Here is an 18,715-nt window from a genome sequence, read left to right on the forward strand (position 1 = left end):
GGGTCAGCGGCAGACGTCACTGTTCTTTTCCGCCTCTGTGGCGATGGCGCTGCAGTTCACCCAGCGCACCAGCTGCACCTCGATGTCGGTGAACAGCGCCAGAATCCCAACGCAGAGTGCTGAAACAGCCAGGGTCGCGAGGGTTTGACGTGAAGTCACGGGGACGAGCGCTTCAACACTTCTCGGAATGTAGTGGTGAGATTTTGCTCGTGCCAAAGCCGCTCCAGAACCGTTGCTGAGAGCGAGGCCTGGGGCGGGAGCTGCGCCAGAACGGGGACGTCACCGAATTGCTTGAGGGTCCCCGGGTTGTCGGCATGGAGGGGGCCGTTGAGGATCAGTCCCAACACCGTGAGATTCCGCCGTCTCAACGCTTCCAAGCTGAGCAGGGTGTGGTTGAGGGTGCCCAGTCCACTGCGGGCCACCAGAACGATGGGCAACTGCCACTCCACCAGTTGATCGATCTGGAGCCAGTTGCGGGTGAGGGGCACCATCAACCCTCCAGCCGTCTCCACCACCAGGGATCCCTGATGCTGGGGAATGGCGAGTTGGGCAGGGTCGAGTGGCGTGTCGTCCAGTTCGGCGGCCCAGTGGGGGGAGACCGGCTCTCGGAAGGCATAGGCCTCGGGCAGCATCCGTTCCGGCGGGAGGTTCAACAGCTGCCGCACCCGTTCGCGGTCACCGCCGCCCTCCAGTCCGCTCTGCACCGGTTTCCAGTAGCTGGCCTGAAGCCCCTGTACGAGCCACGCACTCACCACGGTTTTGCCGACGTCCGTGTCGGTTCCGCACACCACCAGGCGACTGACGCTGCCGTTCATCGCTTCACCATCAGGACCCACATCCTCCAGGTCAGGGCGAACCCGGCTGATGCATCGGCTTGGGGCCAAGCTCGGAAGACGGCCTTCCATTGGCCTGGGGAGAGCTGGCCACCGTTGGTGACGGAGGCGCCGATGTTGCTCATCGGTCGCAGCAGCCGCAGTGGATTGGCGGCGCGTTGGGTGAAGCTCAGGCACTCGTCCCGTTGCACCACCCCATCCGGCAGGGCTGCCATCAGTTGCTCCCGCACCGGCATGGACAAGGCCGTGCAGGTTTGATTCGCTGCCCGGGCGGCGTGCTGCCATTGCGGAAAACTTCCAGCCACCGGCACTGCCAGGGCCAGCCAGCCCCCCTTTGGCAGGGCATCCACCCAACGCCGAAGCTGCTGGGCTGGATCCGGTAACCAATGCAAAACAAAGCTGGAGGCCAGCAGTTGCGGAGGCTCACTCCAGTTCGGTAACCCGCGGCTCAAGTCATGCCGCAGGGTGTGTGTTCCATGGGGGTGGCTGTTCAACATGGCGGCACTTCCGTCAAGACGGATCACCTGCTGGCCTGGATGAGCGACTTCCAGGGCTGCGGCCAGATGACCGGTGCCGCTGCCGAGGTCAGCCCACAGGCCCCGCCGGATGGAGCAGCGACGGCTCAGTTGGGCCAGGCGCCAGGCCATGGCCCGTTGCAGCAACGCCTCGCCTGCATAGGTCGGTGCTGCGCGACTGAAGCGCTCCAGCACCTGGTCGGGGCGAATCACAGGGCCCACAGCCATTGCTGCACCACCGAGAGCACCGTTGGTGTGATCAGTGCGTGGCCCCAATTCGGATCCCGATGCAGGGTCAGCGGCTGCGCTCCGAGGTCATCGATCAGCTGCTGTGCTGATGCGGCGTGCACCACAGCGTCCTGTTCGCCCTGCACCACCAGCACAGGCACCGCTTCAGGCCAGCCCGTTGGCAGGCTGTGGCAGCGCGCCAGAAGCTCCAGATCCTGCTGCAGCCGCTGGCGCCCCAGGCTCGTCAAACCCTGCAGCAGGGGGGCTGGGGGCAGGGCGCTGCGGGCATGGGGTGAAGCGGCTTTGTCGAGGAAACGCTCCAGCATCATCAGTTCCTCGTCGGTGCCCAGGGCCGCTTGCATCCCCTTCAGAGCCATCGCCACCGCGCGCCCTGCACGCCCGTGGGGCACGAAGGCGCTGAAGCTCCCCAGCAGCACCACCGCATCGGCCTGCGCCAGCAAAGCTGCCGGCAGCAGGTGCAGCCCCAGGGAGTGGGCGATCAACAGGTTGCGTCCTGGGCCGGGGGGCCATGCCGGAGCAACGGTCTCACCGCCGCTGTAGCCCCGGTCCGCGCTGGACCATTTCGCTCCCCCGTCTTCAAAGCGTTGACGCCAGTGGGACCAGGTGCCGGCCTGGCCAGCCCAACCATGCATCGCCAGGACCTGCATCATCGAGAGCCGAGGGCTGCGAGCAGTTGCTCCAATGTGCCCTCGGGCAGGTCCCGCCGAAGCACCAGGCGCAAACGGGCGGTCCCCTCCGGCACCGTGGGCGGCCGGATCGCCACCGACAGCAGCCCCGCCTGCTCCAGCTGTTGCTGGAGGTCGAGCGCGTCCTGGTCGTCCCCGACCAACAGCGGGAGAACGGGGCCGTGTCCTGCCGGTTTTGCCCAGCCCTGGTGCGCCAGTGCTGTCCTCCAGCGTTGCGAGCGCTGGCTCAGCTCGCTTCCCCAGTTGGGATGGGCTTGGATCAGGCGCAGGGCAGCCTGGGCTCCCGCCACCAGCGGTGGGGCCAGGGCCGTGGTGTAGCGGAAGGCCCCACTGGTTTGCAGCAGCAGCTCCATCGTGGTGTGGTCCCCAGCCAAAAACGCACCTCCGCTGCCGAAGGCCTTGCCGAAGGTGCCGCACACCAAGGCCACAGACCGTTGGAGTCCATGGCAAAGCCCACGGCCGCCGGGCCCCAGCACCCCCAGGCCATGGGCTTCGTCCACCAGCAGCTGTGCACCGTGGTGGGCACAAAGGTCGGCGATGCCCTGCAGATCAGGGCTGGTGCCTTCCATGCTGAACAGGCTTTCCGTCACAACCAGTGGTGGCCGTGTTGTCGGCTTGAGCCGCTGCAGCCGTTGGTCGAGATCTTCAAGATCGTTGTGGGCAAAGCGTTGAAGCCGCGCCCCACTGGTGCGGACTCCGGCCAGCAGCGAGTGGTGGATCAGCCGGTCCACCAACACGATGGTGTGCCTGTCACTCAGGGCCGTTAGGGCGGCGATGTTGGCTTGAAATCCGCTGGGGAACAGCAGCACCCGGTCACGGTTCAGCCAGGTGGCGAGAGTTGCTTCCAGCTCCAGATGGCGTGGTCGGGTGCCGGTGATCAGGCGAGATCCACCGGCACCAACGCCATCGGAGGCCATGGCCTCCGATGCCGCTGCGAGCACATCGGGATGACGGCTGAGCCCGAGGTAGTCGTTGCTCGCTAGATCAACCAGCTGACCAGCTCCGGCGGGATCCTGCAGCTGCCAGGGCTCCTGGCCGGAGTTCAAGCTCCGCAGGCGTCGGCGGCGGGCTGGGGGGATGGGAGAAGCGTGGTCCCTCATCACAACAGTCTGGAATCCGCCCTGAACAAGGATGGCCGCAGTCCTCTGATCGTCATGACCTGGGAGCGTTTCACTCTGCTCTTTCCGCTTTGGACGTTGCTGGGAGCTCTGCTGGCCTTGCTGCATCCCCCGCTGTTCATTTGGTTCAAGGGGCCACTGATCGCCCTTGGACTCGGCGTGATCATGCTCGGCATGGGCGTCGGGTTGACACCCGCTGATTTCGTGCGGGTGGGTCGACGCCCCCGCGCCATGCTACTGGGGGTGCTGGTGCAGTTCCTGGTGATGCCGGCCCTTGCCGCTGGGATCGCGGCGGCTCTTCATCTGCCTGCCCCGCTTGCGGTGGGCTTGATTCTGGTCGGCTGCTGCCCGGGGGGGACCGCCAGCAATGTGGTGGCTCTGATCGGCCGTGGCGATGTGGCGCTGTCGGTGGTCATGACCACGATCAGCACCCTGGCGGCGGTGGTGTTGACCCCGCGTCTCACGCAAGTGTTGGCCAGCCAGTACGTGCCGGTGGACGGTTGGGCCCTGTTCCTGGCCGTGCTTGAGGTGGTGTTGCTGCCGGTCACCGTTGGGGTTGTGCTCAAGCGTGGTCTGCCCGGTGTGGCCCAGCGGATTGAGCCGGTGATGCCTCCCCTGGCGGTGATGGCCATCGTGATGATCGTCTCCAGCATCGTGGGCAGCCAGACGGCTGTGCTGCGTCAGCAGGGGCCCGTGCTGATCCTGGCTTGCCTGCTGCTGCATGGCGGCGGCTTCCTGCTCGGCTGGCTGATTCCCCGGCTGGCGGGGCAGAGCGTGCAGGCCCAGCGCACCATCAGCATCGAGGTGGGCATGCAGAACTCGGGACTGGCCGTGGTGCTGGCCCGCAGTGGCGGGTTCGCCAGTCCCCTCACGGCGTTGCCGGGTGCCATCTCTGCAGTGATTCACTGCCTGATCGGCAGCGCCCTTGCTGCCGTGTGGAGGCGCCGCTCGCCCTAGGTCGAGTCCCCGTTGTGGAGTTCAAACAGCAGGCGGGCGGCGAGGCCACGGGAGATGCGCCGTGCCACGAGCAGATCGCAGATCCAGGTGAACAGCGGCGGCGCATCGGTTGTGGATGCCAGGCGTTGTTCGAGGGCCTTCAGCTCCTTCACGTCGCGGCAGCCCCTCAGGGCATCGATCAGGGTGTCTTCAGCCGGCCGCGGCTTGGTGAGCTGAGTGCTGGTCACAGGCGTGGGGCTCAATCCCCTCCGTCATGGCACTGGCGCAGTGCCTCTGTCACCCTTCGCCGCAGCGGAGGCAGGCACAAAAAAAGCTCCGGTGATTTCACCAGAGCTCGAACCATTCTCCTCATTATTTTCATTTTTCATGATCTGGCTTGGTTCCGTCTAAAGGAGGTCGGCACATCTGATTGATTGCATTGGCGCGGCTTATTGCTTGTTTGAAAAGAGAGCTCAGCCAGGCTCCTTAAGATCATCCGATGAACCAATCGACACCGGCCACGCCCCGATCCGAGCCCGATGTCGATCGCAGTGCCCCACTGAATCCCTCAGAAATCTTTCCCTTCCCGCTGGATGATTTTCAGCTGGAGGCCATGGATGCCCTCAACCAGGGACATTCGGTCGTGGTCAGTGCCCCCACAGGATCCGGCAAAACCCTGATCGGTGAATACGCCATTCATCGTGCCCTGGCCCATGGCCAGAAGGTCTTCTACACCACACCTCTGAAGGCTCTCTCCAATCAGAAACTGCGCGATTTCCGCGATCAGTTCGGTGCGGAGAACGTGGGTTTGATGACCGGTGACCTCAGCGTGAATCGCGAGGCCTCCATCGTGGTGATGACCACGGAGATCTTCCGCAACATGCTCTACGCCGAGGCGGATGAGCATGACGATCCCCTGGCTGATGTGGAAGCGGTGGTGCTCGATGAGTGCCACTACATGAACGATTCCCAGCGCGGCACGGTGTGGGAGGAGTCGATCATTCACTGCCCACCCACGGTGCAGCTGGTGGCGCTCTCCGCGACCGTGGCCAATGCCGGGCAGCTGACCGACTGGATCGAGAAGGTGCATGGTCCGACCACATTGGTGATGAGTGATCACCGGCCGGTGCCGCTGCAGTTCAGCTTCTGCAGTGCCAAGGGGTTGCATCCACTGCTCAACGAAGCCGGTACGGGTCTTCATCCCAACTGCAAGGTTTGGCGCGCGCCCAAGGGGCACAAGCGCAAAGGGCGTTCCCAGAGGCCGCCGCAACCCGAGCCACCACCGATCAGCTTTGTTGTGGCTCAGATGGCGGAGCGGCAGATGCTCCCGGCCATCTATTTCATCTTCAGCCGGCGCGGTTGTGACAAGGCGGTTCGTGATCTGGGGGTGCAGTGCCTGGTGACCCAGGAGGAGCAGGCGCGGATCAAGGAACGCCTAACCGCCTACAGCCACGACAACCCCGAGGCCGTTCGGGATGGAATCCACGCTGATGCGCTGCTGCGGGGCATCGCGGCCCACCACGCCGGTGTTCTACCCGCCTGGAAGGAGTTGATCGAAGAGCTCTTCCAGCAGGGGTTGGTGAAGGTGGTCTTCGCCACGGAGACCCTGGCTGCAGGCATCAACATGCCGGCCCGCAGCACGGTGATTTCGGCCCTCTCCAAGCGCACCGAGCGGGGGCATCGCCCGCTGATGGGTAGTGAGTTCCTCCAGATGGCCGGCCGGGCCGGACGGCGGGGCCTCGATTCTCAGGGCTACGTCGTGACGGTGCAAAGCCGGTTCGAAGGTGTCCGTGAGGCAGGTCAGCTGGCGACAAGTCCCGCCGACCCCCTGGTGAGCCAGTTCACCCCCAGCTACGGCATGGTTCTTAACCTGCTGCAGCGCCACGATCTGGCCAAGGCCAGGGAGCTGGTGGAGCGCAGTTTTGGCCGCTACCTGGCGGGGCTTGACCTCGTGGAGGACGAGGAGAACCTGTCCCAGCTGCGGTTGCAACTCAGCCAGCTGGAGGGAGTCGCCGGCGACATCCCCTGGGAAGACTTTGAGGACTACGAAAAAATGCGTGGGCGGCTCCGCGAAGAGCGGCGCTTGCTCCGCATTCTTCAGCAGCAGGCCGAGGAGACGCTGGCCAATGAGCTGACGATGGCCCTGCAGTTCGCCAGCACCGGCACCCTGGTCAGCCTCAAATCGCCGCAGCTGCGGGGGCGCGTCGCGCCCGCGGTGATCGTGGAGAAGGTGAAGGGGCCCGGTCAGTTCCCGCTGCTGCTCTGCCTGACCGATGAAAACGTTTGGATCCTGTTGCCCTGTCAGGCGGTGGTGAGCATCCATGCGGAGCTCAGTTGCCTGCAGGTGGATGGGCTTGATGTCCCGGAGCTGTCCCGCTCCGGTGAGTTGCGCCATGGCGATCAGGCCAGCGGTGGTTTGGCGTTAGCCGTGGCCCACATGGCCCGGCGCCACGACATGACCACCCCGCAATACGACCTGGCTGGGGAGGTGATGACCCAGGCCCGGTTGGTGCGGGATCTCGAGCAGGAGCAGGAGCAGCATCCGGCCCATCGCTGGGGAGATCGCAAACAGCTGAAGAAGCACCGCCGACGCATGGAAGATCTTGAGCTGGAGATCGCTGAACGGCAGCAGCTGCTGCATCAGCGGGCCAACCGTCACTGGGAGACCTTCCTGGCCTTGATGGAGATCCTGCAGCACTTCGGATGTCTCGATGAGCTGGATCCCACGGAGATCGGCCGCACCGTTGCTGCCTTGCGGGGCGACAACGAACTCTGGCTCGGACTGGCGCTGATGAGTGGCCATCTCGATGACCTCTCGCCCCCCGACCTTGCGGCGGTGTTCGAGGCGATCAGCACTGAGGTCAACCGCCCCGACCTGTGGAGTGGCTTCCCGCCACCTGCTGCAGCTGAGGAAGCCCTGCAGGATCTTTCAGGTCTGCGTCGCGAGCTGCTGCGGGCCCAGGAACGCGCCGGTGTGGTGGTGCCGGCCTGGTGGGAACCAGAGCTCATGGGCCTTGTGGATGCCTGGGCGCGGGGAACGTCCTGGAGCGATCTGATCGCCAACACGTCCCTGGATGAGGGTGATGTGGTGCGGATCATGCGCCGCACTGTGGATCTTCTGGCCCAGGTTCCCTACTGCGAGGCGATCAGTGAGCAACTGCGCAGCCATGCCCGTCAGGCTCTGAAAGCGATCAACCGCTTCCCCGTGGCCGAGGCCGAGGATCTGGTGCCGGCCTCCGCTGCGCTCAACCCGGCAACGGAGCGGGCCGCCTGAGTTCAGGCCTCCGGAGCGGCCATGGCACCGAGATTCACCTGCTGATCAAAGTCGGCTTCGCTGATGTGGCCGAGTTCCAGGGCCGCCTGCTTCAGCGTCAACCCCTGATGGTGGGCATGCTGAGCGATGGCACTGGCCTTCTCGTAACCAATGCTCGGGGTCAAGGCGGTGACCAGCATCAAGGAGCGATCCACGAACCGCTGAATCTGCTCACGATCAGGCTCCAAACCCTCCACCAGGTTCTGGCGGAAGCTGGTCATGGCGTCCTTGAGCATGCGGATCGACTGCAGCAGGTTGAAGCCGATCAAGGGCTTGTAGACATTCATCTGCAGATGGCCGCCTGCGCCAGCGGCTGCCACGGCGCCATCGAGACCGATTACCTGGGTGCAGACCATGGCCATGGCTTCGCACTGGGTGGGATTGATTTTTCCCGGCATGATCGAGCTGCCGGGTTCGTTGGCGGGCAGCCGTAACTCGCCCAGACCTGCCCGGGGGCCACACCCAAGCAGCCGCACGTCGTTGGCGATCCGGAGTAGGGCCACCGCCAGCAGGCGAAGTTGGCCCATCGCTTGAACGAGGGCGTCATGGCCGGCCATCACGGCGAAGAGGTTGTCAGCGGGACGAACCTTGACGCCGGCGACCCGGCTCAGCTCGTCCGCAACGGCATGGCGGAAGCCCGGCGGCGTGTTCAACCCCGTGCCCACGGCGGTGCCTCCCAGGGGAAGATCGCCGAGGCTGACCAGACAGTCTTCCAGCCATGCCTGGGCTTGTTTGAGTTGATCCCGCCATGCGCCCACTTCATCGCCCAACCGCAGGGGCACCGCATCCTGCAAATGGGTGCGGCCAATCTTGACGATGGGCATCCAGGCCTGAGCTTTGGCATCAAAGGCCTGTACCAGGGCATCGAGTGCCGGCAGCAGCCCGTCCTTTAGGTGCTTGGACGCGGCGACGTGGATCGCTGCGGGAAATACATCATTCGTGGATTGCGACCGATTGACATGGTCATTCGGGTGTACTGGGGTGTGGCTGCCGAGGGCGGTGCCTGAGGCCTGAGACGCCAGATTGCTGATCACCTCGTTGATGTTCATGTTGGTCTGGGTACCGCTTCCGGTCTGCCAGACCCGCAGTGGGAACTGATCGTTGTGCTGGCCAGCGGCAATGGCATCGGCCGCCGTGCAGATCAGCTCAACCTGTTGTGGGCTCAGAAGCGCATGCTCGCCGTTCACCGTGGCGCAGGAGCGCTTGATCCAGGCCAGGGCCTGAATGATCTCGAGCGGGATCCGTTCGTCGCTGATGGCGAAGTTCTGAAGCGACCGCTGGGTCTGGGCTCCCCAGAGCGCTTCGGATGCCACCTCAATGCCACCCAGGCTGTCGGTTTCAATCCTGAATGGCTGCGTCATCGGATCCTCAGCGTGATCGAGCGTTGCTTCGATCATCCGTGATCACTGTCCGGTGGTCGTGGCGTCGATCCGTATCAACGCTCAGGTGTTGTGCCTTGATGCTTCACCGTTTCAATGCCCAATCTGCTCCCGTCATATCCCGCCCGCTCTCGCACCTTGCTGCACCATTCCTGATGAGTCAGGTACCAGTTCACAGTCTCCGCCAAGCCCTGTTCCACATTGTGGCGAGGGCTCCAGCCCAGCTCGGAACTGATGCGGCCCGGGTCAATCGCGTAGCGGCGGTCGTGGCCAGGACGGTCGGTCACCGGGGTGATCAAGTCGGCGTGGGGAGCTGATCCAGGTCGGCTCTGGTCCAACTGCTCGCAAATGGCGTGAACAACCTCTTTGTTGGTGCACTCACCGTGACCACCAACGCAGTAGCTGCGGCCGGATTCACCCTTGCAGGCGGTCAGGAGCAGGGCATCAACGTGGTCCTCCACGTACAACCAATCCCGCACATTCAGCCCATCGCCGTAGAGGGGGATCGACTCACCTCCAGCGGCCTTCAGGGTGACCACGGGGATGAGTTTTTCAGGGAACTGCCATGGGCCGTAGTTGTTGGAGCAGTTGGTGAGCACCACAGGTAGCCCAAAGGTGTGGTGCCAGGCCTGAACGAGGTGATCGCTGGCCGCCTTGCTGGCGGAGTAGGGGCTACGGGGGTCGTAGGGCGTTGTTTCTGAGAAGCGCCCTTCGGCGCCCAGGGACCCAAAGACTTCGTCGGTGCTGATGTGGTGCATCCGGAAGGCATCACGGCGTTCACCGCTCAAGCCCTCGTAATGGCCCCGCACCGCCTGCAGGAGGTTGTAGGTGCCGTTGACGTTGCTCTCGATGAACACACCAGGGCCGGAGATGGATCGGTCCACGTGGCTTTCCGCTGCCAGGTGCATCACCAGGTCGGGGTCGGCCTCCCGGACCGCAGCCTCAACCGCTGCTGCATCGGTCAGATCCACCTGCTGAAGCCTGTGCCGATCCTTTGCCGCTTCGCCCAGCTCGCTCAGCACCTCCTCAATCGAGGACAGGTCGCTGGCATAGCCCATCTTGTCGAGATTGAAGACGGTGACTGTGGTCTCCCGCAACAGCCTGCGCACGACGGCGCCGCCAATGAAGCCGGCACCTCCGGTGACCAGAACTCTGCGGCGATCTCCCAGCAGGTCGGAGGCGGAAGGCATGGACGGAACCATTGGTGAGAGCGGGTGGTGGGGCGTTGTTTGGGGTTGGAGTGTTGGACTCAGTCGCCCTTCATGGCGTTTTGGCTTGCTGCAACACGGTTTTCAGCGCTTGCTGCCAATGCTCGCCGTTGAGGTCCAGGGCGGCTCGGGTGGCGGTGCAGTCAAGAAGCGAATAGGCCGGCCGTTCAGCAGGTGTCGGGTAGTCCGCTGTGGTGATCGGTTCAACGGCTGCGGGTGTGTCGATGAGCCCCAACTCAGCACCGATTTGGCCCACGGCCACCGCCACGTCGTACCAGCTGGCGGCGCCGGCATCACTCCAGTGCATAACCGCTGGCAAGTTGCGGTCACCAGCGCTCTGAAGGGTTTGCCAGCAGGCTTGAGCGAGGTTGAGGGTGCTCGTGGTACAGCCCACTTGATCGGCGACAACACCCAGTTGATCCCGTTCCCGGTGGAGGCGGAGCATGGTGAGCGCAAAGTTTTTGTCCACGGGCCCGATCACCCAGCTGGTGCGCAGGATCAGGCCCCGGCCTCCTGCTCCAAAAATCGATTGGACCGCCGCTTCTCCAGCAGCTTTGCTTGCTCCGTAAACACCGAGAGGGTCGCGGGCCTGCTCGGGTTGATACGGCGTTCCCTGGGTTCCGTTGAAGACGAAGTCGGTGCTGATCTGGAGCAGGCGTCCCCCTTGTTGATCAAGAGCGCGGGCGAAGGCCTCCGGTGCCCCGGCATTCACAGCGTGGGCCAGTTCGGGCTCCGATTCGGCCTTGTCCACCGCCGTGTAGGCACCGGCGTTGAGCACCCAGTCGGGCTGGTGCTGTTTCACAGCGCCGCGGCAGGCTTCAGGGTCTGCCAGGTCAAGCTGCTGACGGCTGGTGGCCACCAGCTCGATTCCCTCAGGGGCGGAAGCGATCAGAGCCTGGCCCAGCTGACCGCCAGCTCCGGTGAGCAGCACCTTCATGGGAAAACGTCTCCGGCTAGCTCAGCGGCTTTGAACCCTGCTGCTTCGGCATCTTTGCCCGAGAGGCTCACCGCGGCGCCTTGCAGCCGCTCGATCGGCCAGGCAATGGCCAGATCTGGATCGTTCCAGACAATGGCCCGCTCACAGGATTTGTTCCAGAACCCTCGCGCCTTGTATTGCACTTCAGCAACATCGCTGAGGGTGAGAAAGCCGTGGGCGAAGCCCTCAGGAATCCAAAGCTGGCGTTTGTTCTCGGCACTTAGTTCAGCGCCGACCCAGGCGCCAAAGGTTGGTGAGTTGCGTCGGATGTCGACGGCGACGTCGTAGATCGCTCCGACCGTGGCACGCACCAGCTTGGCCTGGGGTTCCGGCGCGAGCTGGTAATGCAGTCCCCGCAGCACGCCTTGGATCGAGCGGGAGTGGTTGTCTTGCGCGAACAGCACCGATTCGCCGACGCCTTCATCGAATTTGTGTTGGTTCCAGCTTTCGTAAAACCAGCCACGGTCATCGCCGAAGGCCTGGGGCGTGATCAGCAGGGGACCCTGCATCACCTCGCCGGACGGTGTTTTGAGTTGTTCAAGCTGCATGGCGCATCTTCAGGCTGGATTGCAGAGCCGCGTGATCGCTCACGCTCTCCTCGAGCATTTGCAGGAGATAGGAGCCGTAGCCACTCTTCTTGAGGGGCTCCGCCAGCTGATTCAGCTGTTCTGCTGTGATCCAGCCCTGGCGCCAGGCCACCTCCTCTGGGCAGCCCACCTTCAGCCCCTGGCGATGTTCGAGCGTGCGGATGTAGCTGCCGGCATCGTTGAGGGAATCGCAGGTGCCGGTGTCGAGCCAGGCCATGCCGCGACCCATCAATTCCACCCTCAGCAGCCCTTCACTTAAGTACAGCTGGTTGAGATCGGTGATCTCCAGCTCGCCACGCGCTGAAGGTCTCACCTGGCGGGCCCGTTCCACGACGCTGTCGTCGTAGAAGTACAGGCCGGTGACGGCGTAGCGGCTCTTGGGTTTCTGAGGTTTTTCCTCCAGGCTCAGCACGCGGCCATCGGCATCGAATTCGGCCACGCCATAACGCTCGGGATCACTGACGGGGTAGGCAAACACCGTTGCCCCATGGGCTTGAGCGTTGCTGTTCACCAGCTGGGGCACCAGATCGTGCCCATGGAAGAGGTTGTCTCCCAGCACCAGCGCGGCGGGGTGGCCCGCCAGGAAGTCGGCACCAATCAGAAATGCTTGGGCCAAACCGTCCGGGCTCGGTTGCACGGCGTATTCAATCGTCATTCCCCACCGGCGGCCGTCGCCGAGCAAGCGCTGGAATGCCTCCTTGTCGTGGGGGGTTGTGATGATCAGCACCTCGCGGATCTCCGCCAGCATCAGCGTGCTGAGCGGGTAATAAATCATCGGCTTGTCGTAAACCGGCAGCAGCTGTTTGCTGACGGCCTGGGTGATCGGATGCAGCCGTGTGCCGCTTCCGCCAGCCAGGATGATTCCCCGTCGCTTGGATGCGGTGCTCATCGGCTGGCTCACCGTCGTGAAGTCGGCGCTATTTCAGCACGAGAACCCTTGCGATCACTCCATTTGAGGCGATGGCAAAGCCGTTGCAACAGATCCTTCCTCTGTGGGGTTGCCTGCCGGTGTCATGCGGCGGACATGGCAAGGGCGTCGATCTGCTGCGTCAGCAGCTCCCTGGCCTGGGCGGGCGTGGGGGCTCGCATCAGCTCATGACGCAGTCGCGAGGCACCAGTGAAGCCCGTGCAGGTCCAGCCCATGTGTTTGCGTGCGATCAGCAGCCCATGGTCGCCGCGATCCTGCACCAGACCGTCCAGTTGATCGCGGGCCAGTGCAAGCCGTGCTGACGGGTTGGGTGTGGCGGGGATCGCACGACCGGCCAAGGCGGCGTCGATCTGTCCCACCAGCCATGGGGCTCCCATCGTGCCTCGGCCCACCATCACTCCCGCTGCACCGGTTTGCTTCAGGCAGCGCAGGGCATCGTCGGGGCTGCTGATGTCGCCGTTCGCGATCAGGGGGATCGTGAGGGCTTGTCTTACTTCGGTAATCGCGCTCCAGTCCGCAGCGCCCTTGAAGCCCTGTTCGCGGGTGCGTCCATGCAGTGTGAGCAGTTGTGCGCCGGCTTGTTCCAGCTGTTGGCACCAGTGCACGGGATCGGCATCACTGCCACACCAACCCAGGCGTGTCTTCACCGTGACGGGCACGGCCACGGCATCTGCCACCGCTTCCACGATCTTGATGGCGAGCTCTGGATCACGGATCAAGCCGGAACCACCCCCTTTGCGGGCAATCTTGCGCACAGGGCAGCCCATGTTGATGTCGATCAGAAAGGCCCCACTGGCTTCAGCCCGTCGTGCCGCATCAGCCATGGCCTGGGGGCGATGGTCGAACAGCTGCACGCCGATGGGCCCGGATTCCTCGGCGAGCGACTCCACCTTGCAGAGCCCATGCCCCATCTCGAGGCTGGTGGCATTCACCATTTCGGTGAACAGCAGCGCGTCGGACGCCCAGCGCCGCACCAGACCGCGAAAGATCCGATCGCTCACCCCTGCCAGCGGCGACTGCAGCACGCGGCAGCGCAGCTGACGCGCGGTTCCATTGCCGGGAAGCTGCAGAGGGGATGAAGCAATCATGGGTCCATGCTGCACAACGCAACCGACATGCCCTGGCCGCTCAGTCATTCGTTGCTGTTGCAAATCCTCGAGGACCGCTGCAGTGATCGCTTTGTCTGCGAAAGGATCTGGGAACGCCTGGGCTATCAGCCTGCTGAACCGCAGTGGTCCGCCGGTCCCGACACACCCTCCGAATGGGCTGACGCCTTCCCTGAGGCTCCCGAGCTGATCGCAGAGCGTCCGGCGTCGGTTCGTTTGACCCGCTCGGTTCCCAAGGAACACAAACAGCTGCTCAAACAACAGCTCAATTTCGCGGGGTACTGCATCGGTGAGTTGTACCCCCGCCGCACCCGACGGGCCACCGCCGTGAACTGGCTGTTGGCCTGGCTGGCCCAGCGGGGCGAGCCCCTGCCGGAGCAGGGGCCCCTGGGCCCTGAGCTTCCCCCTCCTGCCGATCCGGTGCAGGGGCACCCCGGCGATCTGCCGGTGAAGTGATCCGGTGGCCTAACTCAGGCCTGAATCGTGATAGGTGTGCCTTTCGGGGTGTTGTGGAACAGCCAACGGGCGTGGTTCAGCGGCATGCGCACACAGCCATGGCTGCGGGGCACGCCGAAGGGTTTCCCGGCGTTCTCCTGCCAGGGGGCGGCGTGGAGGCAGATGGCCTCGTTCGGGCTCACACACATTGTGAACGGCACCCCGGGAACGGTGTAAGTGCGTCCATACATCGTGGTGGATCGGTACTTCGTATAAACCTTGCTGTTGAAGGTCGGTGTTGGCGTTGAGGCTTTGCCGGTGCTGACCGGGATCACGCGAACAACCTCCTGATCGCTGTTGTAGACGGTCAGGCGTTGGTCGGAGAGGTCGACCACAAGGCTGGCGACGAGCTCGAGCATGGCGAGGGAACAGCTGAACTCGCCCTAGTCGTCTCAGTTAAGACTCATTGGTCTCGCTCCGAAAGAATTTCGGTTCTTCAGGGGCTTTATGGCGTCTCTGTAGGGTGAAAGATTGGCCTGAGCAGACCCTTGGCGCGTCCTGTCGTCGCAATTATCGGACGCCCCAATGTCGGTAAGTCGACCTTGGTGAATCGGCTGTGCCGCAGCCGGGAAGCCATCGTTCACGATCAGCCTGGCGTGACGCGTGATCGCACCTACCAGGACGGCTACTGGGGCGATCGGGAGTTCAAGGTCGTCGACACCGGTGGACTGGTGTTCGACGACGACAGTGAGTTCCTGCCGGAGATCCGGGAGCAGGCGGCTCTGGCGCTCGAGGAAGCCAGTGTGGCCCTGGTGATCGTGGACGGTCAGCAGGGGCTTACAGCCGCTGACGAGTCCATCGCGGAATTTCTACGCAGTCACCGCTGTCCCACGCTGTTGGCGGTGAACAAGTGCGAGTCGCCGGAACAGGGCCTGGCGATGGCCGGCGAATTCTGGAGCCTCGGCCTGGGTGAACCCCATCCGATCTCGGCCATCCACGGCGCCGGCACCGGAGAACTGCTGGATCAGGTGCTCACCTTTTTCCCTCCGAAGGATCAGGAGGGTGACGAGGAGGAGCCGATTCAGATGGCCATCATCGGACGGCCGAATGTCGGGAAATCCAGTCTGTTGAATGCCATCTGCGGAGAGCAGCGGGCGATTGTCAGCCCGATCCGCGGCACCACCCGCGACACGATTGACACCGGCATCATTCGTGAGAATCGTCCCTGGCGCCTGGTGGACACGGCGGGCATTCGCCGGCGGCGCAGCGTCAACTACGGCCCGGAATTCTTCGGTATCAACAGGAGTTTCAAGGCCATTGAACGCAGTGATGTGTGTGTTCTGGTGATCGATGCCCTCGATGGGGTGACCGAGCAGGATCAGCGCCTGGCGGGCCGCATTGAAGAGGACGGCCGTGCCTGTGTGGTGGTCGTCAACAAGTGGGACGCGGTGGAAAAAGACAGCCACACCATGACGGCGATGGAAAAAGAGCTTCGCTCCAAGCTCTATTTCCTCGATTGGGCTCCGATGCTGTTCACCTCTGCGCTCACCGGCCAGCGGGTGGAGAGCATCTTTGCCTTGGCCGCCCTGGCGGTTGAGCAGCACCGTCGCCGGGTCAGTACGTCCGTTGTGAACGAGGTGCTGAAGGAAGCGCTGAGCTGGCGCAGTCCCCCCACCACCCGCGGTGGACGCCAAGGAAAGCTGTATTACGGCACCCAGGTGGCCAGCCGGCCGCCAAGCTTCACCCTGTTCGTCAACGAGCCCAAATTGTTCGGAGAGACCTACCGGCGCTATGTGGAGCGTCAGATCCGCGAGGGCCTCGGTTTCGATGGCAGCCCGCTGCGTCTGTTCTGGCGCGGCAAGCAACAGCGTGATGCCGAACGCGACCTGGCCCGTCAGCAGAGTCGTAAAGGCTGAGCCATGGACTGGTTGCGCCAGGTCCCGATGGGTCAATACGTCGATGGGTCCACGGGTTGGCTCCGGCGCTTGGACCCTCGCCTGAAGCTGGCCTGGTCCCTTGTTTTTCTGCTTACTCCTGTTCTGGCGGGGCCCCTCTGGCGCGTTGGCCTGGTGTTGGCTCTGGTGCTGATCACCCTCGGTAGTGGACTGGCTCGCTCGCTGTGGTGGAGGTCTGTTCTGCTGCTGACGGCCTTGGCCGTAGTGGTGGGCCTCCTGTCGATGTTCTTGCCGGCTGTGGATCCCCCTGCGGCCTTCCCGCTGCGCAATCCGGCCGAGCTTCCGGGGCTCGAGACGGAAGGCCCCCCCTGGGATCTGTTGCGCCTCGGCCCCCTGCAGTTGGGCGGTCTCCAGCTGGGGCCGCTGGTGGTGGATCGGGCTTCGGCGCTGCTGGGGCTGCGAACGTCCACCTTGATCTTCACCGTGATTCACAGCGTCAACCTGATGCTGATCACGACCCCGCCTGAGGATCTGGTCTGGGCCCTCAGCTGGTGCCTGGCTCCCTTGAAGTGGCTGGGATGTCCTGTGGAGCGGCTGGGGTTTCAACTGCTGCTGGCACTTCGCTTTCTGCCTCTGGTGCAGGAGGAGCTTCAGAATCTGCTGCGCTCTCTCGCCAGCCGTGCGGTCAACCTGCGCCAACTGGGCTTCAAGGCCGGTTTCGGCCTGGTGCTGGCCGTCGGAGAGCGGCTGCTCGCCAACATCCTTCTCAGGGCTGAGCAGGGCGCCGATGCTCTGGTTGCCCGTGGGGGTCGAATTCTCGGTCCGTCGTACATCCGCATGCCGCCTGATCGGGCTGCTCCCCTGCTGAACGGCCTGGCGACGGTCGTTCTTGTCTTGGTGATTGGGCTCCGTGGTCAGTACGGTGCTCTATGAGCTCCGATCACGGCATGGCGTCCGAGCGATATCTGAATCACCCCACCTTCGGGATGCTCTATCGGGTGGCTCCGGCAGGTGAGGGCCGTGACGTCTACGCCACGTTGTATGCCCAGCGCATGTTCTTCCTGGTCACCCTGCAGCCCCGTGGTGCTCAGTTCGAAGTGATTCCCTACGGGGATGCGCGTCACCACGCTGAGGTGCATCTGGGCCGTTGCCGTCGTGATGGCTCGGATGACCTGGAGTCCTGGAGTCAGCTGTTCGATCAAACGTTCATCTGAACCCTTGACCGATTCCTTCGCGGCGCGTTGGCAGGTGCTCCAGGCAGCCCGCCCCACTTCATCCAGGCTTCTGGCCGTCAGCAAAGGGCATCCAGCCGCGTCCGTGCGTTGCGTGGCGGAGCTTGGTCAGTGTGATTTCGGGGAAAGCCGCGTTCAGGAGGCTCTACCGAAGCAGGAGGAGCTGATCGATCTGAACCTGCGCTGGCATTTCATCGGCCGCCTGCAAAGCAACAAGGTGCGGCCGGTGGTGAAGGCCTTCGACGTCATTCACTCGGTGGATTCCCTGGCGCTGGCCGAACGGGTGTCGCGCATCGCCGTGGAGGAGGGCCGTCAACCTGAAGTGCTGCTGCAGGTGAAACTGCGGCCCGATCCCAGCAAAGGGGGCTTGTCGGCCGATGAACTCGGTGCCATTTGGGCTGATCTGCAGGCTCTGCCGGGGTTGCGGATCTCGGGTCTAATGACCATGGCGCCGCTCGAGATGGCTGCAGATCAGCGCAAGGGGTTGTTCTGCGACTGCCGTGCCCTGGCGGATCGGCTGGCCTTGGCGGAGTGCTCGATGGGGATGAGCACGGACTGGAAAGAGGCTGCTGAGGCGGGCAGCACCTGGCTCAGGATCGGTTCGGCCCTGTTCGGTCCGAGATTGGTGTCAACAGACGCTGCGAATTGACTTGCCCCGCCGCAGCGAAAACGGTATCCAGGGACATGGTTTTCGAACCACATTCAGACCGAGAGGAATCCCAAGGTGTCGCTGATCTCCCGTCTCCGTGCCGTCGTCGCTGGCGATGACTATCTCGATGGCGAATTGGATGATTTCGCCTACGACGACGAGCAAGATGACCAGGACCAGCGCGCCCTGCAGGCTGACGGTGGTGCACTGGCCACCATTGGAGACTCCAACCCGTTTGACCTGGGTGGTGATCTGCCTGGATCCAACGTGATCGGCATGCCCGGCATCAGTAATGCTGTGTCCGAGGTGAATGTGATGGAACCCCGCAGCTTCGATGAAATGCCTCGGGCCATTCAGGCGCTGCGGGAGCGCAAGACGGTGATCCTCAACCTCACGATGATGGAGCCCGACCAGGCCCAGCGTGCTGTTGATTTCGTTGCTGGTGGCACCTTCGCGATCGATGGACACCAGGAGCGCGTCGGCGAGAGCATCTTCCTGTTCGCCCCCAGCTGCGTCAACGTGACCAACACCGGTCAAGACGAAGCCTCGGCTCCAACGGTGGTGAGCCGTGAGGCCGATGTGGCGGATGTCGACGAATCCGCCAGCGCACCTTCGCCCGCCTGGGGGGCAGCCGCTCTCTGAAGCCCGCAGTGCAGCCCGCTTTCGGTGT

The 18,715-nt window shown here is 63.8% G+C and carries 21 protein-coding genes; 8 read left to right on the forward strand and 13 right to left on the reverse strand.

Annotated elements, in window-relative coordinates:
* Positions 1-3 precede the first annotated feature (3 nt).
* Genes DXY33_RS12220 through DXY33_RS04330 form a run of 5 tightly spaced genes read right to left on the reverse strand, consistent with a single transcriptional unit; the run spans position 4 to position 3,383 of the window.
* The gene (locus DXY33_RS12220) at positions 4-159 is read right to left on the reverse strand and encodes a hypothetical protein (RefSeq protein ID WP_170950936.1); all 156 of its coding nucleotides are present in this window, start codon (positions 157-159) and stop codon (positions 4-6) included.
* Complete coding sequence (gene bioD / locus DXY33_RS04315; protein WP_115131924.1) at positions 156-815, reverse strand: dethiobiotin synthase; 660 nt, start codon at positions 813-815, stop codon at positions 156-158. Before bioD ends, DXY33_RS12220 begins: the two co-directional genes overlap by 4 nt.
* Complete coding sequence (locus DXY33_RS04320) at positions 812-1,576, reverse strand: methyltransferase (protein ID WP_115131874.1); 765 nt, start codon at positions 1,574-1,576, stop codon at positions 812-814. The genes bioD and DXY33_RS04320 overlap by 4 nt, the downstream gene beginning before the upstream one ends.
* Positions 1,558-2,247: a S9 family peptidase gene (locus DXY33_RS04325; protein ID WP_115131875.1), complete on the reverse strand. Its 690-nt coding sequence runs from the start codon at positions 2,245-2,247 to the stop codon at positions 1,558-1,560. The genes DXY33_RS04320 and DXY33_RS04325 overlap by 19 nt, the downstream gene beginning before the upstream one ends.
* On the reverse strand, positions 2,244-3,383 hold the full coding sequence (locus DXY33_RS04330) for an 8-amino-7-oxononanoate synthase (RefSeq protein WP_115131876.1): 1,140 nt from the start codon (positions 3,381-3,383) through the stop codon (positions 2,244-2,246). The genes DXY33_RS04325 and DXY33_RS04330 overlap by 4 nt, the downstream gene beginning before the upstream one ends.
* 54 nt (positions 3,384-3,437) lie before the next feature.
* Between DXY33_RS04330 and DXY33_RS04335 the strand changes: the two genes are divergently transcribed.
* Positions 3,438-4,358 (forward strand): bile acid:sodium symporter family protein, encoded by a 921-nt coding sequence (locus DXY33_RS04335; protein ID WP_115131925.1) that lies wholly within the window; start codon positions 3,438-3,440, stop codon positions 4,356-4,358.
* Here the strand turns inward: DXY33_RS04335 and DXY33_RS04340 are convergent.
* The gene (locus DXY33_RS04340) at positions 4,355-4,585 is read right to left on the reverse strand and encodes a hypothetical protein (protein ID WP_114989413.1); all 231 of its coding nucleotides are present in this window, start codon (positions 4,583-4,585) and stop codon (positions 4,355-4,357) included. The genes DXY33_RS04335 and DXY33_RS04340 overlap by 4 nt on opposite strands.
* A 251-nt stretch (positions 4,586-4,836) precedes the next feature.
* Between DXY33_RS04340 and DXY33_RS04345 the strand changes: the two genes are divergently transcribed.
* Entirely contained in the window at positions 4,837-7,611 is a 2,775-nt protein-coding gene (locus tag DXY33_RS04345; RefSeq protein ID WP_115131877.1) for an RNA helicase, read from the forward strand.
* A gap of 2 nt (positions 7,612-7,613) precedes the next feature.
* On the opposite strand, the gene DXY33_RS04350 is transcribed toward DXY33_RS04345, so the two are convergent.
* The 6 genes from DXY33_RS04350 to dusB all read right to left on the reverse strand — a co-directional run bounded on the left by DXY33_RS04350 (position 7,614) and on the right by dusB (position 13,816).
* Complete coding sequence (locus DXY33_RS04350; RefSeq protein ID WP_170950937.1) at positions 7,614-9,011, reverse strand: class II fumarate hydratase; 1,398 nt, start codon at positions 9,009-9,011, stop codon at positions 7,614-7,616.
* A gap of 74 nt (positions 9,012-9,085) precedes the next feature.
* Complete coding sequence (gene rfbB / locus DXY33_RS04355; protein WP_115131879.1) at positions 9,086-10,231, reverse strand: dTDP-glucose 4,6-dehydratase; 1,146 nt, start codon at positions 10,229-10,231, stop codon at positions 9,086-9,088.
* Positions 10,232-10,289: 58 nt separating this feature from the next.
* Positions 10,290-11,174 (reverse strand): dTDP-4-dehydrorhamnose reductase, encoded by an 885-nt coding sequence (gene rfbD / locus DXY33_RS04360; protein ID WP_115131880.1) that lies wholly within the window; start codon positions 11,172-11,174, stop codon positions 10,290-10,292.
* Positions 11,171-11,761, reverse strand: coding sequence for a dTDP-4-dehydrorhamnose 3,5-epimerase (rfbC, locus tag DXY33_RS04365; protein ID WP_115131881.1), 591 nt, complete (start codon positions 11,759-11,761; stop codon positions 11,171-11,173). The genes rfbD and rfbC overlap by 4 nt, the downstream gene beginning before the upstream one ends.
* On the reverse strand, positions 11,751-12,689 hold the full coding sequence (gene rfbA, locus DXY33_RS04370) for a glucose-1-phosphate thymidylyltransferase RfbA (protein WP_115131882.1): 939 nt from the start codon (positions 12,687-12,689) through the stop codon (positions 11,751-11,753). Before rfbA ends, rfbC begins: the two co-directional genes overlap by 11 nt.
* A gap of 122 nt (positions 12,690-12,811) precedes the next feature.
* Positions 12,812-13,816: a tRNA dihydrouridine synthase DusB gene (gene dusB, locus DXY33_RS04375; protein ID WP_115131883.1), complete on the reverse strand. Its 1,005-nt coding sequence runs from the start codon at positions 13,814-13,816 to the stop codon at positions 12,812-12,814.
* Positions 13,817-13,822: 6 nt separating this feature from the next.
* Between dusB and DXY33_RS04380 the strand changes: the two genes are divergently transcribed.
* Positions 13,823-14,290: a DUF1823 family protein gene (locus tag DXY33_RS04380; protein WP_115131884.1), complete on the forward strand. Its 468-nt coding sequence runs from the start codon at positions 13,823-13,825 to the stop codon at positions 14,288-14,290.
* 14 nt (positions 14,291-14,304) lie between these two features.
* Here the strand turns inward: DXY33_RS04380 and DXY33_RS04385 are convergent, their stop codons facing one another.
* The gene (locus tag DXY33_RS04385; RefSeq protein WP_115131885.1) at positions 14,305-14,688 is read right to left on the reverse strand and encodes a L,D-transpeptidase; all 384 of its coding nucleotides are present in this window, start codon (positions 14,686-14,688) and stop codon (positions 14,305-14,307) included.
* A gap of 129 nt (positions 14,689-14,817) precedes the next feature.
* On the opposite strand from DXY33_RS04385, the gene der reads away from it, so the two are divergent.
* From der to DXY33_RS04410, 5 genes are all read left to right on the forward strand, one after another.
* On the forward strand, positions 14,818-16,185 hold the full coding sequence (der, locus tag DXY33_RS04390) for a ribosome biogenesis GTPase Der (protein WP_115131886.1): 1,368 nt from the start codon (positions 14,818-14,820) through the stop codon (positions 16,183-16,185).
* 3 nt (positions 16,186-16,188) lie between these two features.
* A complete protein-coding gene (locus DXY33_RS04395) occupies positions 16,189-17,097 on the forward strand; it encodes an energy-coupling factor transporter transmembrane protein EcfT (protein ID WP_115131887.1) in 909 nt (302 codons plus the stop codon).
* 14 nt (positions 17,098-17,111) lie between these two features.
* Positions 17,112-17,378 (forward strand): PipX family protein, encoded by a 267-nt coding sequence (locus DXY33_RS04400; protein WP_025362464.1) that lies wholly within the window; start codon positions 17,112-17,114, stop codon positions 17,376-17,378.
* A 4-nt stretch (positions 17,379-17,382) separates the two neighbouring features.
* Positions 17,383-18,045 (forward strand): YggS family pyridoxal phosphate-dependent enzyme, encoded by a 663-nt coding sequence (locus tag DXY33_RS04405; RefSeq protein ID WP_115131888.1) that lies wholly within the window; start codon positions 17,383-17,385, stop codon positions 18,043-18,045.
* Between the two features lie 75 nt (positions 18,046-18,120).
* A complete protein-coding gene (locus DXY33_RS04410; RefSeq protein ID WP_115131889.1) occupies positions 18,121-18,687 on the forward strand; it encodes a cell division protein SepF in 567 nt (188 codons plus the stop codon).
* Positions 18,688-18,715: the final 28 nt, after the last annotated feature.

The organism is Synechococcus sp. N26, assembly GCF_900473975.1.
Lineage (GTDB): Bacteria > Cyanobacteriota > Cyanobacteriia > PCC-6307 > Cyanobiaceae > Parasynechococcus.

Excerpts from the sequence above, each read along its gene's own strand:
- bioD (WP_115131924.1), bottom strand. The coding sequence starts at position 815 with ATGAACGGCAGCGTCAGTCGCCTGGTGGTGTGCGGAACCGACACGGAC.
- DXY33_RS04320 (WP_115131874.1), bottom strand. The coding sequence starts at position 1,576 with ATGGCTGTGGGCCCTGTGATTCGCCCCGACCAGGTGCTGGAGCGCTTC.
- DXY33_RS04325 (WP_115131875.1), bottom strand. The coding sequence starts at position 2,247 with ATGATGCAGGTCCTGGCGATGCATGGTTGGGCTGGCCAGGCCGGCACC.
- DXY33_RS04330 (WP_115131876.1), bottom strand. The coding sequence starts at position 3,383 with ATGAGGGACCACGCTTCTCCCATCCCCCCAGCCCGCCGCCGACGCCTG.
- DXY33_RS04335 (WP_115131925.1), top strand. The coding sequence starts at position 3,438 with ATGACCTGGGAGCGTTTCACTCTGCTCTTTCCGCTTTGGACGTTGCTG.
- DXY33_RS04345 (WP_115131877.1), top strand. The coding sequence starts at position 4,837 with ATGAACCAATCGACACCGGCCACGCCCCGATCCGAGCCCGATGTCGAT.
- DXY33_RS04350 (WP_170950937.1), bottom strand. The coding sequence starts at position 9,011 with ATGACGCAGCCATTCAGGATTGAAACCGACAGCCTGGGTGGCATTGAG.
- rfbB (WP_115131879.1), bottom strand. The coding sequence starts at position 10,231 with ATGGTTCCGTCCATGCCTTCCGCCTCCGACCTGCTGGGAGATCGCCGC.
- rfbD (WP_115131880.1), bottom strand. The coding sequence starts at position 11,174 with ATGAAGGTGCTGCTCACCGGAGCTGGCGGTCAGCTGGGCCAGGCTCTG.
- rfbC (WP_115131881.1), bottom strand. The coding sequence starts at position 11,761 with ATGCAGCTTGAACAACTCAAAACACCGTCCGGCGAGGTGATGCAGGGT.
- rfbA (WP_115131882.1), bottom strand. The coding sequence starts at position 12,689 with ATGAGCACCGCATCCAAGCGACGGGGAATCATCCTGGCTGGCGGAAGC.
- dusB (WP_115131883.1), bottom strand. The coding sequence starts at position 13,816 with ATGATTGCTTCATCCCCTCTGCAGCTTCCCGGCAATGGAACCGCGCGT.
- DXY33_RS04380 (WP_115131884.1), top strand. The coding sequence starts at position 13,823 with ATGCTGCACAACGCAACCGACATGCCCTGGCCGCTCAGTCATTCGTTG.
- DXY33_RS04385 (WP_115131885.1), bottom strand. The coding sequence starts at position 14,688 with ATGCTCGAGCTCGTCGCCAGCCTTGTGGTCGACCTCTCCGACCAACGC.
- DXY33_RS04395 (WP_115131887.1), top strand. The coding sequence starts at position 16,189 with ATGGACTGGTTGCGCCAGGTCCCGATGGGTCAATACGTCGATGGGTCC.
- DXY33_RS04400 (WP_025362464.1), top strand. The coding sequence starts at position 17,112 with ATGGCGTCCGAGCGATATCTGAATCACCCCACCTTCGGGATGCTCTAT.